The organism is Kitasatospora sp. NPDC022856, from assembly GCF_055561235.1.
The window spans coordinates 60,875-73,773 of record NZ_JBVHHE010000033.1 but is presented as its reverse complement, the minus strand read 5'-3'; the positions used below and the strand labels follow the sequence as shown (position 1 = coordinate 73,773).

The following is a 12,899-nucleotide window of genomic DNA, read 5'->3' as shown; positions in this document are numbered from 1 at the left end:
TGCAGGGGGGACCCTGTGGGAGAGTAGGACGCCGCCGAACAATCATTGTGAAGAACCCCCCGATCCTTACGGATCGGGGGGTTCTTTGCGTTTCCAGGGGCATTCTCCGGCGGCATTCGCGGTGGGTGGCTGCGGTTCGCCGGGGGGATCGCCCGGCCGGGCGGGACGGAGTGCCGCTCCGGGGTGGTGCTAGGTCCACCCCGGAATCGGGGTGCGACAGCCAGTGCCCCGCCCCTTGCCACCCGGCGACACTGGGTGGACGACGACCGGTACCGGCCCCAGGAGCATCCGTGACAGCAGCGAACCGAACGAGCGGCGCGGGCGTACGCGCTCAGACGGAGGCGGCCTTCCTGGCGGGCGGCCGCGGTCTGGTGCGGCTGGCGCTGGTGGCGCTGGGGGCGGTACCCACCGTCGCCCTGCCGATCCTGGCGGCGTCCTTCGCCGGTGGTGCGGTGAACTCGATGCTGGACCCCTATGACCTGGGCACCGTGTTCACCCTGCTCGCGGCGGCCCTCGCGGGCGCGGTCACCGCCGGCCTGCTGGTGCGCCGGGTCGCGAACCGGACGCGCGGTCAACTCGCCCGCTGGTACGGGATCCGGCTGCCGGTCGAGTACGACCCCCGGCCGGCGCTGGAGCGGGACGAGCGCGGCCACTGGTGGACGGGGTACTCGTACCACCGCTCCCACGGCGTCGCGAAGCTCGCCCACCTGCTGCACTGGGCCGCCCGGGACCGGGCCACCCGGTCGGAGATCGCCTGGCTGGTGATCAGCCCGGCGGCCGCGGCCGTACTCGCCCTGCCGGTGGCCGGTCTGCTGGTGGGCGGGGCGGGCTACGCGGTGACCGCTCCGGTGGAATACCGGGAGTACGGGCCGATCGATCCGGCCGGCGCTTCCCCGCTGGTCTCGGTCGTCCTGGGGCTGTTGCTGATGGCGCTCGGCGTCGTGCTGGCGCCGTACGCGGTGCGGGGCTACGTGGAACTGGCCCGGCGGGTGCTGGACCAGGACGGCCGCGCCTCGCACGCCCAGCTGACCAAGCGGGTCGCCCAGCTGACGGAGACCCGGGCGGACGCGGCCGGCAACCAGGCGGCGGAACTGCGCCGGATCGAGCGGGACCTGCACGACGGCGCCCAGGCACGGCTGGTCGCGATCGGGATGACCCTCGGCACGATCGAACACCTGCTGGAGACCGACCCGGTGGCCGCCCGTGAACTCCTCTCCGAGGCCCGGCAGTCCTCGGCCCGGGCGCTCCAGGAGCTGCGCGACCTCGTGCGCGGCATCCACCCGCCGGTCCTCGCCGAGCGCGGACTGGGCGACGCGGTGCAGTTGCTGGCGCTGGACAGCGCCCTGCCGACCGAGGTGTGCGTGAGCCTCCCGGACCGGCTGCCGGCGCCGGTCGAGGCCGCCGTCTACTTCAGCATCTGCGAGCTGCTGGCCAACGCGGCCAAGCACTCGGGCGCGGAGCAGGTCTGGGTGGACATCCTCTACCGGGCCGGCAACCTGCGGGTCACGGTGACGGACGACGGCGTCGGTGTGGCGGATCCCAGCCGGGGCACCGGCCTGCGCGGGATCGAGCGGCGATTGGGTACCTTCGACGGTGTCCTGGCCATCGACAGCACGTCGGGCGGTCCGACCACGATCACCTTGGAGCTGCCGTGCGAGTTGTCCTCGCCGAGGACCTCTACCTCCTTCGCGAAGGCCTGATCCGGCTGCTGGAAGCGCACGGCTTCACCATCGCGGCGGCGGTCGAGACCGGCCCCGAACTGCTGGACGCGCTGCTGACGCACCGGCCGGACGTCGCCGTGGTCGACGTCCGGCTGCCGCCGACGCTGACCGACGAGGGCCTGCAGGCCGCGCTCCAGGCGCGCCGGGAGATCCCGGGCCTGCCGGTGCTGGTGGTCTCGCAGCACGTGCAGCAGCTGTACGCGCGGGAGCTGCTGGCGGACGGCACCGGTGGTGTCGGCTACCTGCTGAAGGACCGGGTCTTCAACGCGGACCAGTTCATCGACGCGGTCCGCCGGGTGGCGGCCGGCGGTACCGCGATGGACCCGGACGTGATCGCCAAGCTGGTACAGCGCACCTCCCGCCGGCCGGGCGCGCTCCACCACCTCTCACCGCGCGAGCGGGAGGTGCTGGAGCTGATGGCGGAGGGCTGCTCCAACTCGGCGATCGCGGCCCGGCTGGTGGTGAGCGACGGCGCGGTGGCGAAGCACATCGCCAACATCTTCACCAAGCTCGGTCTGGCCCCCGCCGACGACGCCAACCGCCGGGTCCAGGCCGTCCTCGCCTATCTCAACGGGACGGCGGGGAGACCGGCCTGACGCCCCGCCCGGCCGGTCGGCACCCGATCGGCACGCAGCCGACACCCGGTCGACACGGGGCCCGCGCCCGGTGTCCGCCGGGGCCGGTTCCACCCCGGGCTGCGAGGAAGCTGAAACAGCTGTACGAGTAAACTCCGGTGGGCCGAGCCCGGCGGCTGCTCGGTCGTCCGGCGCCCCGACCACCGGGAACCGGCGCCGAGGCAGCGCACGGCCGCAGCCGACACCCAGGGGTTGATAGACGTTATGGCACGCCCTCCGCTCACCAAGGCTCACCGCAGCCTGCTCGGGCTGGTCGCCGCCGGGGCCTGCCTGATCTCGGGCATCGGCTTCGCGGGTTCGTACAACGCGGTGCGGGAGCTGGCGTCCGAGAAGGGCTTCGGCGCCTTCTCCTACGCCTTCCCGATCGGTGTCGACGCCGGCATCGTCGTGCTGCTCGCGCTGGACCTCGTCCTGACCTGGCTCCGCATACCCTTCCCGCTGCTGCGGCAGACCGCCTGGCTGCTGACCGTCGCCACCATCGCGTTCAACGCGGCCGCCTCCTGGGGCGACCCGCTCGGGATGGGCATGCACGCCGTCATCCCGGTGCTGTTCGTGGTCGTCGTCGAGGCCTCCCGGCACGCGGTCGGCCGGATCGCCGCCATCACGGCCGACCGGCACATGGAGTCCGTCCGACTGATGCGCTGGCTGCTCTCCCCGGTGCCGACCTTCCGGCTCTGGCGGCGGATGAAGCTCTGGGAGCTGCGCTCCTACGACGAGGTCGTCCGGCTGGAGCAGAACCGGCTGGTCTACCGGGCGCAGCTGCGCTTCCGGTACGGGCGCGGCTGGCGCCGCTCGGCGCCGATCCAGGCGCTGCTGCCGTTGAAGCTGGCCAAGTACGGGGTGCCACTGGACCCGGCGCTGCTGGACCGGCTGGACGAGGAGTCCCGAACGGCCACCGAGCTCCGGGAGAGCCGGACGCCGGCCGCCGCCATCCCGGTGGCCGCTGCCGCCGGCACCCAGCCGCAGGCGCAGCCGCTCGCGCAGGCACAGCCCGCGAACGCCCGGCCGGAGAACGCCCGGCCCGAGGGCCTTCAGGTGGAGCAGGTCCGGTCCGAGGCGGCGGTGCCCGCCGTGGCGCCGGTGCCCGCGGAGGTGGCCGCGCCGATGCTGGCCAAGCTGGCCGCGGTGCGGCTGCGGGCCTCGCAGGAGCCGGCCGCCGAGGAGGAGCAGGCACCGCCGCAGCCCCGGGAGGAGCTGAACGTCTGGACCGAGCGCCCGGTGCGGACCACCGGGCCGCAGGGCGACGGCTCCCCGGGCGGCCGGGTGCCGGGCCAGGCCTCGCCGTGGTTCAAGCCGCCGCGAGCGTCCGCCGCCCAGCCCGAGCCGCAGCCGGCGGCGCGCCCGGCCGCCCAGGCCGTCGCGCAGTCCGAGGTCCACACCGGTCCGGACGGCGCCGGCTACGCGGACCTCCCGGTGGAGCCCGGCTACGCGCAGGACGCCGCGTACGTCCGCGAGGCCGACTACCCGCAGGAGGAGGGCTTCGCCCCGGAGCCGGACGAGGCCGAGGGCTCCGGCCGCCCGTACGACTCCGCCTCCCGCCCGGCGCCGTCGCGGCTCGACCCCGAGCTCTGCTACACGGCGCTGGTCAGCTACATCGACACCTTCGAGAAGGAGCCCAGCCCGCAGCGTCTCGCGGACTGGCTGACCAAGGAGTACGGCGTGACCGGCACCCGGCCGGACGGCTCGGTGCACCACAAGGACGTCGCCGAGCTCTTCCCCGAGCTGCGCGACCGCTACGCCGCCGCCGGGAGGGACTGACCGGCCGACCCGCCCAAAGCCGGAGCCGCCTGCCGCCTGCCGCCTGCCCGCCCGTCCGCCGCTCGGTCGGCCATTGACGCCCGACCCCGGCGGGGCTACCTTCGCCTCAACAAACTGTTGAAGCGCTGGTTCGGCACGGAGGAGTACGGATGTCGCAGGTCGAGGTGGACGGTACCGGTCCGGCGGGCGGAGCCTCGTTCTCCGGAGCGGCGCGTGCCGCGGTGGAGGCGCTGCTCGCCCCGGTCGACGCCGACCTGGCCCGCCGCTACCCGGGCGACTCCGGCAGCCGGCAGCCGGTCCACACCGTCTACGTCCCGGCCGACGCCTTCGGTGCCGACACCGTCCGTGACTGGGGCCGACAGGCGCTGGAGGCGTTCGACACGCACGCCGGTACCCCGGCGGCCCTGGCCGGCGCGCTCGGCGTGGCCGACGACGCGCTGCTCGCCGACGTGCACGCCCGGGTCCGCGCCAAGCTGGAGCGGGAGCCGGTCGAGGACCTGCGGATCGACTTCGAGGACGGCTACGGCCCCCGGCCCGACGCCGAGGAGGACGCGGCCGCCGTCCGGACCGCCGAGCTGATCGCGGCCGCCGTGGCGGACGGCAGCGCCCCGCCGTACATCGGCATCCGGATCAAGTGCATGGAGGCGGCCGTCCGTGACCGCGGCATCCGCACCCTGGAGCTGTTCCTGACCACCCTGCTGGCCTCCGGCGGCCTGCCCGAGGGGCTGGTGCTCACGCTGCCCAAGGTGACCTACGCCGAGCAGGTCACCGCGCTGGTCCGGCTGCTGGCGGACTTCGAGCGCTCGGCGGGGCTGCCGGCCGGCCGGATCGGCTTCGAGATCCAGATCGAGACCACCCAGGCGATCCTCGGCCCCGACGGCCGGGCCACCGTCGCCCGGATGATCGAGGCCGCCGAGGGGCGGGCCACCGGTCTGCACTACGGGACCTTCGACTACAGCGCCGCCTGCGGGGTCGGCGCCGCCTACCAGAGCATGGACCACCCGGCCGCCGACCACGCCAAGGCGGTGATGCAGGTGGCCGCCGCGGGTACCGGCGTCCGGCTCTCCGACGGGTCGACCAACGTCATCCCGACCGGGTCCACCGAGCAGGTGCACGCCGCCTGGAAGCTCCACCACGACCTGGTCCGCCGCTCGTTGGCCCGTGCCTACTACCAGGGCTGGGACATGCACCCGGCGCACCTGCCGACCCGTTACGTCGCGGTGTACACCTTCTACCGCGAGGGCCTGGCGGCCGCCGCCGCCCGGCTGGCGGCGTACGTCGCCAAGACCGGCGGCGACGTGATGGACGAGCCGGCGACCGCCCGGGCGCTCAGCGGCTACCTGCTGCGCGGGCTGGACTGCGGGGCGGTCGACCTCGCCGAGGTCCTCTCGCTCACCGGTCTGGACCGCGCCCGGCTGGACGCGCTGGCCGGCCGCTGAGCCCTCCCGGCCCCGCCCCGACTCGCCGCCGCCCCGACTCGCCGCCGCCCCGAGTCGTCCCTGCCCCGACCCGGCGCTCTCCGGTTCGGACCGGTGACCGGACGGGCAGGGCCTAGGCTGGCGGTGGCGCCCCGGAACCACGTGGGGCCGCCGCCAGCCTTCGCCGTCTTCCGGGAGAACCGCCGCACCATGTCCGCCACGCCGGAGCCGACCCCGAGGCAGTACCTGACCATCCGGCACGCGGGCAGCCACGAGATCGAGATCAAGAAGTCCCGCTTCATCTGCCACCTCGCCCGGGTCACCGACGAGGACGAGGCGCAGGCGTTCATCGCGGGCATCCGCAAGCAGTACTGGGACGCGCGGCACAACTGCACCGCCTTCGTGGTCGGCGACGAGCAGCGGCGCGAGCGCTCCAGCGACGACGGGGAGCCCGGCGGTACGGCCGGGGTGCCGATGCTGGAGGTGCTGCGCCGGCGCGGGCTGACCGACACCGCGGCCGTGGTGACCAGGTACTTCGGCGGGATCAAGCTCGGGGCGGGCGGCCTGGTCCGAGCCTACGGGAGCGCGGTGTCGGAGGCGGTGGACGCGGTCGGGCTGCTGGAACGGCGGCCGGTGGCGCTGCTCGCGGTAGCGGCGGACCACACCCGGGCCGGGCGGGTCGAGAACGACCTGCGGGCGGCCGGCTACACGGTGAGCGACCTCGCGTACGAGGCGGCCGGGGTGCGGATCGAGGTCGGGGTGCCGGAGCCGGAGCTGGCCGAATTCCGCACCTGGCTGGCCGAGGCGACCGGCGGTACCGCGGTGGCGGTGGCGGCGGGTCGGACGTATGTCGAGGTGCCGGTCTGAGCGGGTTCCCCGCGGCGCGGGGGTGACGCTCGGGCCGGGGTTCGCGGAGCGACCGGGCCGGGGACCGGACAGACTTTCGGCCAGATCGGGTCCGGCCGGGTTCCCGTCCTCCCGCACCCTGCCTAGCCTGGGCGGATCGCCGACCAGGAGGCCGAGCCGAGATGTCCCTCGTCCAGACCATCACCCTGCCCCCGGGCGCCAGTACCGGCTGGCACTACCACCCGGGCCGGGTCGACGTGGTGGTGCTGTCGGGGACGCTGACCCGGACCCTGCACGACGGCCGGGTCGAGGTCAGCCGGGCGGGCGAGTCGCTGGTCGAGGAGGCGGGGCCGGTCCACGTCCACGTCGGCCGCAACCACGGGACCGTCCCCGTGGTGCTGATCGCCGATTACGACGCCCCGGAGGGCTGCCCGCTGGCGGTGCCGGTCGCCGAACCGGAGTGGAGCCGCAGCGGCGCGGGCCGCGCGGAGGGCTGAGACCGGCCGCAGCAGAAGCCGGTCCGGTCCGGTGGCCGGCTTGAGCAGATTCACTCGAACGTATTGACGTGGCCCGGAGTTGGAACTTCCGCTCCGGGCTGTGGCGTTTCCTGGGCAAGGATCCGGCAAGAACCGGACGAACACACCCCCATCGATGGAGGACGACAGACCCCACCACCGCACCACGGAGGTATGCGCATGACCTCAGACCGTTCCTCGTCGCCCGCCCGCGCCGGTCTGCCCGGCCCCAGGGGCCTCGCGACGCCCTATCGGATGACCGTCACCACCGCGCTCCCGCACGCCGACGCCGTGGCCCTGGCGGACCAGCGCCTCGCCGCCTGGCTGAAACACGAAGGCTGTGAGGAGCCCCCGCCGGCCGCCCACCGGTCCGTCGCCGCCGAGGCCGCCGAAGTCCCCGCCGAACGCCTGCGCCTGGGCGACCGGGTCCTGCTCGACCGCGACGGCGGTCCCCTGCGGGGCGGCCCGGGGGCCGGGCGCTACGACCGCCGCCGGCTGCGCACCCCGGCCCCGCACGGCACCCACCAACTCACGCTGACCACGGCGACCGGCTCCGACGGCCGCACCTGGGTCCGGCTGGAGGCCGAGACGCACACCACCGGCACCGGGGTACGGACGCCGTGCCGGGTGCCGGTGCCCGAACTCGCCTGCAGTCTGCTGCCGCTGCTGGACGCCACCGACGGCCCGGCCGCCGTCCAGTCGGCGCCGAGGGTGCTGACCGCCGCCGAGGTCGACGGCCTGATCGACGCCCTCTGCGATCCGGAGCGCCGGTTGCCCGTCGTGGTGGCGAGCGTCCCGGTCAACCACGACCTCGACCGCTGGGTGGAGGACGTCGTCCGCCCGCTCTGCCGCCAACTCCCCGGCCTCGCCACCACCTACGTCCTGGATCCGGGCGCCCGTACCGAGTTCAACGTCGCACTGGAGTACCACACCGTCTACGGCGGGGCGGTGCGCACCTATCAGCCCGAGGTCGATCCGGCCTCCCGGTCGGACGGTGCGCGGCATCCGGTGCTGGCCCGCCACCGGATCGAGGAGGACCTCCGCCGGGCGGCCGGGCTGCTGGCCCGCGAACCGCGCCGGCTCGCCGCCGAGCTGCCGCTGCCGGCACCGCTGGCCGCCGTCCCGGTGCTGCGGGTGCCCGCGACCGCGGCCCGTCCGGGCACCGGCCCGGAGGACGCCACCGCCCGGGCCGAGCGGGCGGCGCTCGCCCACGAGGAGCAGCAGGACCACGCCGAGCAGCAGGCGAGGGCCGACGAGCTGGAGCGGGTGCGGCACAGCCTGCGCCGGGAGCGCCGCCGGGGCCGCCGGGTGCCGTCGGCGGCCGACGAGCCGCCGGGCGGGTCGGTCACCGGGCCGCGCCGGGGCGTCCAGTCCCGCGGGCCGGCCGGTCGGCTCTGCGTCGGCCCGGGTTCGGCGGGGCGCCGCCCGGCCGCGCCCGGGGCGGGCAGCAGACCGGGCTCACCGGGCGCTCCCGGGTTCCGGGCGGTGCCGGACAGCTTCACCGAACTGATGGCCCGGTTGGACGAGTTCCCGCTGCTCACCTTCACCGGGGACCAGAAGAGCGCGCTCGCCCTGGATGACCTGCGGTGCGCCGGGGCCGGCTGGGCCCGGCTCACCTGGGGCGGTCTGACGTCCCTGCAGGAGTACGCCGAGGCGGCGGTGCGCGGCGAGGCGGGCGGCGACTTCAAGCAGTGGTGCGAGCACACCCCGGCCGGCCGCCACCGCTTCCCGCCCCGCAAGGCGGTGCGCGGGGAGTCGCGGACGGTCTTCAGCCACACCAAGTGGAAGCGCGAGCGGATACTTCCGGTACCGGAGTGCGTGGACGCCTCCCGGCGGGCGTTCATGGGCGCGCACCTGCGGATCGGCGGTGGGCGGACGGCCCCGCGGCTGCACTACCTCGACGACTGTTCGGGCAGTGGCCGGATCTATGTCGGCTACATCGGCCTGCACCTGACCAACACCCGGACCAACTGAGAGGCTTGGCTGACCGGTGCGCCCGTTCGGTGGACAATGTCCGGCAGGGGCGGCCCGTAGGCTCGCCGGCCGCCCCGGGCAGGCGCCGGACGAGCATGGGGGAACCGCGACCGATGCAGCACTCAGCAGACGGCCAGCCCGACGGCGCCGTGATGGCCCCCCAACCCGGCTTCCTGGCCTCGGTCTTCCGTGACCTCGGCGTGAGCGGCCCGGACGGTCCGGACGGATCCGACGGATCATCCGGGCCTGAAGGGCCTGACGGGTCTGACGGTCCGTACGGGCTCGACGGGCCACCCGGCTCGCCGGGCCCGGCCGACCGGGCGGCCGGCGGTCATGGCGGCCGGGACGGCCTGAGCGGCGCGGCCGGCCTGACCGGCCTGACCGGCCCGGAGGGCGCGGACGAGGCGGTCGCCGCGCACACCCGGGCCGCCGCGCTGACCCACCACCGGTCCGTCACCGTCCGGGCCGAGCACGAGCGGCTCGCGGACCTCCTGCGGCGGGCCGCGCTGCCCGTCTCGGCGATGGACTTCGAGAGCCAGCTCCGCCACTACGAGCCGAGGCCCTACCGGGCCACCGGCCCGGGCGGCGGCGAGGCCGACGCCGAACCGCGCTGGGAGGACTACGCGCCCGAGCGGCCGGCCGGGGCCGACCCCGACGAGCCGCCGACCCGGCGACTGCTGGACTCCGGCTTCCAGCGCGAGCTGGCCCAGGCCCGGCTCACCCACCAGCGTGCCCTCCGGGAGTGGCGTACCCGGCGGGCCGGGGCCGACCGCCCGGCCGAGGACGAGTCGCGGCGGGTCCACGAGCAGGCCGAGCAGGCCAGGGCCCGCGCGGTCCGCGAGTACAACGAGACCCTGGAGGAGTGCCGGCGGGCGTACCGGCTGGCCGAGCCGGCCGCGGTCGAGTCCCTGCTGGAGCGGGCGCTGGCGGCCGCCGAGACGGCCACCCAGGACGTACCCGCGCCCTGCCGGGCGGTCTTCCGCCCGCTCACCCGCACCGCCGTGCTCGACCTCGACCTGCCGTCCCTCGACCTCGTGCCGTCGCTGACCGGGTACCGGCTCGCCCCGGACGGCGAGATACTCCCGGTGCCGCGCCCGCCGGCCGACCGGGCCACCGACTACCTGCGGCTGGTCGCCCGGCTGGCCCTGCGCGCGCTGCAGGCCGCCGATGCCGTCGACACCGACGAGATACTGGCCGGTGTGGTGCTGAACGGCTGGCTGCGCGAGTCCGCCGGAGCGGAGCCGCTCTGCCTGGTGAGCGTGGACGCCGACCGCGACGCCCTCGCCCGGACCAGGCTGCTGCCGGCGGCCGCCCCCTACGAGGAGCACGACGGCGAGGGCGTCTACGCGGACGCCGAACAGGACGAGGCACTGGTCCGGCTGCGCCAGCTCGGCGCCGCCGTGACCCCGGACCCCTACGCCAGGGCGGGCGTCGAACCGGCCGCCCTGGCGGGCGCCACCGTGCCGTCCGCGCCGGACCTCTCGGCGAACGAGTTCGCCCACCTGGTCCGCGAACTGCTCACCCGCGGCGGGCTGGAGCAGTGGAGCGTACGACTGCGCGGCCCGGCGGGCCTGGTCGCCACCGGGGAGGGGGCGGCGGGCAGCGCGCTGCCCGGGCGCTGGGTGGTCTGGGCCTCCCGCGGGTCCGGAGCGGTGGGCGAGGAGGAGATCAGGACCTTGGCGGAGGCCGTCCGCGAGGAGTCCGCCGAGCACGGTCTGCGGCTGACCACCGGCCGGTTCACCGACGAGGCGCTCGACCTCACCGGCGAGGACGGGCACCAGCACATCCATCTGGTCGACGGCGACGGCGTGCGGGAGCTCGCCCGCGCCCACCTCGGGCTGCCGCTCGCCTCCGGTCACTGAACGGGCCCGGTCGGGCCGCGAGCCTGACAGGTGCCCGGGTGCTCTCGTGGCTCACCCTCACGGACCGTCCGGCGGGCGGCGCCCCGGGCACCGGGCGAGGCTGGGGGCACAGGCACCGGGGCGTTCCCGGCCCGGGTCGTCCGGCACCGTTCGGCGGTCGGCCCCGGCGAGCCACCGGGGCACGGTACGCCCGGGGGTTGCCCGGGACGCTCAGGACACGGGGGCGAGGGGATGCGTAGGGTCTCCGGTACGGGGGAGGTGGGATGACCGCGATCCTGGTCGCCGCCGGCGCCTTCCTGATGACGCTCATCGGTGGCTACGTCGCCCAGCGCACCGGTGACCGGCGCCATCTGGTGCTCGGGTTCGCCGCCGGGCTGATGCTCGGGGTGGTGGCCTTCGACCTGCTGCCGGAGGCGCTGCACCAGGCGCCCGGGGAGATCCACGGCGTCCCGCAGGCGCTGCTGATGTTCGCGGCCGGGTTCCTGGCGATCCACGTCGTCGAGCGGGCGGTCGCCATCCACCGCGGCCACGAGGGCGAGTACGCCGCGCACACCCACGGCCACCAGCACGTCCACAACCGTGCGCACGCCCAACCGGCGGTCGCCGAGGGAACGTCCGCGCCGGGGATCGGGCTGACCGCGGCGCTCGCCCTGGTCGGCCACAGCGTGATGGACGGCTTCGCGATCGGCGCGGCCTTCCAGGCCGGGACCACCGTCGGGACGGTGGTCGCCGTCGCCGTGGTGGCCCACGACTTCGCCGACGGCTTCAACACCTACACGATCACCCGGCTGTACGGGAACGACCGCCGGCGGGCGCTGACCCTGCTCGCGGCCGACGCGCTGGCACCGGTGACCGGCGCCGCGATCACCCTGCTGTTCACCATCCCCGAGCAACTGCTCGGCCTCTACCTCGGGTTCTTCGCGGGTTTCCTGCTCTACCTGGCGACCTCCGACATCCTCCCCGAGGCGCACAGCCCGCACCCCTCGCGCGCCACCCTGCTCTGCACCATCCTCGGGGTGGGCTTCATGTGGCTGGTGATCGGGTTCGCCGGCTGAACAGCCGGACCCGGGCAGCCCGGGCGGCCCGGGCGGCCGCGCACCCGGCCCGGGCGGCCGCGCACCCGGCCCGGGCGGCCCCTCACCCGGGCCGGGCCCGCGCTCACGCCGCCAGGGCGGCCCACCGGTCCCGCATCGCGGCCAGAGCCTCGGTGATCGCCGGCCGCCGGGAGGCCTGGGCGCGCCAGAGCGCGAACACCCGCCGGGCCGGCTCCGGCACGACCGGCCGGGCGACCACCCCCGGCGGCAGGGCGCCCCGGCCGAGCCGCGGCACCAGCCCCATCCCCAGACCCACCGCGATCAGCGCGATCTGGGTCTCGAACTCGCCGACCTGGTAGCGCACGTCGGGCTCCTCTCCGACCTCGCGCAGCGTGCGGACCAGCCAGTCGTGGCAGATGTTGCCCGGCGGCACGCTGATCCAGCACTGCCCGCGGAGCCGCTCCACCGGGACCACGGCCTCCCCGGCCAGCGGGTGCGCGGCGGGCAGCAGCAGGTCCACCGGATCCGGGCCGAAGTCCAGCCGGACCAGGCCCTCCTGCACCGGCAGCGGCACGGTCGGCCAGTCCTGGACCAGCGCCAGGTCCACCTCGCCCCGGGCCACCAGCTCGGCCGCCGGGTACGGGTCGCTCTCCAGCAGCCGGACGTCCAGGTCGGGGCAGCGCGCGCGCAGGTCGGCGAGCGCGCCCGGCATCAGTCCGCGCGCGCCGGTGGCGAAGGCGGCCACCAGGAGCCGCCCGACCGCCCGGCCGCGCTGCTCCTCCAGCCGCACCTGGGCCTGTTCCACCAGGCCCAGCACCGCCTGCGCGGTGACGGCCAGCTCGCGGGCGGCGTCGGTCAGCACCACGCCCCGGCCCTGACGCTCCAGCAGCACCGTCCGGGTCTCGCGCTCCAGTTTGGCGATCTGCTGAGAGACCGCCGACGGCGTGAAGCCGAGCGAGGCCGCCGCCCCGCCCACCGAACCGTGCACGGCCACCGCGTGCAGCGCCCGCAGGCGTCCCAGATCCATCATGCAGCAATGCTAAAGCCCGCCCTTCAGAATTCATCGCTGGTGCTACACGGTCGGTGGCGGCCATCCTCGACCCATGACCGCAACACCGGCCGCCCCCGGCGGCAGC

Annotated in this window: 10 protein-coding genes; 9 read left to right on the top strand and 1 reads right to left on the bottom strand. The window is 75.5% G+C overall.

Translation table 11 applies throughout. The features are described from left to right. The first annotated feature begins 290 nt into the window (after positions 1 to 290). From ACZ34W_RS30820 to ACZ34W_RS30780, 9 genes are all read left to right on the top strand, one after another. Positions 291 to 1,700, top strand: coding sequence for a sensor histidine kinase (locus tag ACZ34W_RS30820; protein WP_465608783.1), 1,410 nt, complete (start codon positions 291 to 293; stop codon positions 1,698 to 1,700). Beyond that, positions 1,652 to 2,317 carry a response regulator transcription factor gene (locus tag ACZ34W_RS30815; RefSeq protein ID WP_329487739.1) on the top strand — a complete coding sequence of 222 codons (666 nt, stop codon included), beginning with the start codon at positions 1,652 to 1,654 and terminating at the stop codon, positions 2,315 to 2,317. The genes ACZ34W_RS30820 and ACZ34W_RS30815 overlap by 49 nt, the downstream gene beginning before the upstream one ends. A gap of 243 nt (positions 2,318 to 2,560) precedes the next feature. Continuing rightward, positions 2,561 to 4,114: a DUF2637 domain-containing protein gene (locus ACZ34W_RS30810; protein WP_465608780.1), complete on the top strand. Its 1,554-nt coding sequence runs from the start codon at positions 2,561 to 2,563 to the stop codon at positions 4,112 to 4,114. Between the two features lie 149 nt (positions 4,115 to 4,263). Then, positions 4,264 to 5,553, top strand: coding sequence for a DUF6986 family protein (locus ACZ34W_RS30805; RefSeq protein ID WP_465608778.1), 1,290 nt, complete (start codon positions 4,264 to 4,266; stop codon positions 5,551 to 5,553). 189 nt (positions 5,554 to 5,742) lie between these two features. Then, entirely contained in the window at positions 5,743 to 6,399 is a 657-nt protein-coding gene (locus ACZ34W_RS30800; protein ID WP_465608776.1) for a YigZ family protein, read from the top strand. A 161-nt stretch (positions 6,400 to 6,560) separates the two neighbouring features. Beyond that, entirely contained in the window at positions 6,561 to 6,875 is a 315-nt protein-coding gene (locus tag ACZ34W_RS30795) for a cupin domain-containing protein (protein ID WP_329487735.1), read from the top strand. 198 nt (positions 6,876 to 7,073) lie between these two features. Then, positions 7,074 to 8,867 carry a hypothetical protein gene (locus ACZ34W_RS30790; RefSeq protein WP_329487734.1) on the top strand — a complete coding sequence of 598 codons (1,794 nt, stop codon included), beginning with the start codon at positions 7,074 to 7,076 and terminating at the stop codon, positions 8,865 to 8,867. Positions 8,868 to 8,980: 113 nt separating this feature from the next. Beyond that, complete coding sequence (locus ACZ34W_RS30785) at positions 8,981 to 10,729, top strand: restriction endonuclease (RefSeq protein WP_465608773.1); 1,749 nt, start codon at positions 8,981 to 8,983, stop codon at positions 10,727 to 10,729. Positions 10,730 to 10,992: 263 nt separating this feature from the next. After that, entirely contained in the window at positions 10,993 to 11,784 is a 792-nt protein-coding gene (locus ACZ34W_RS30780; protein ID WP_465608771.1) for a ZIP family metal transporter, read from the top strand. A 103-nt stretch (positions 11,785 to 11,887) separates the two neighbouring features. Here ACZ34W_RS30780 and ACZ34W_RS30775 read toward each other — a convergent pair whose 3' ends face one another. Further along, a complete protein-coding gene (locus tag ACZ34W_RS30775) occupies positions 11,888 to 12,793 on the bottom strand; it encodes a LysR family transcriptional regulator (protein ID WP_465608769.1) in 906 nt (301 codons plus the stop codon). Between the last annotated feature and the right edge of the window lie 106 nt (positions 12,794 to 12,899).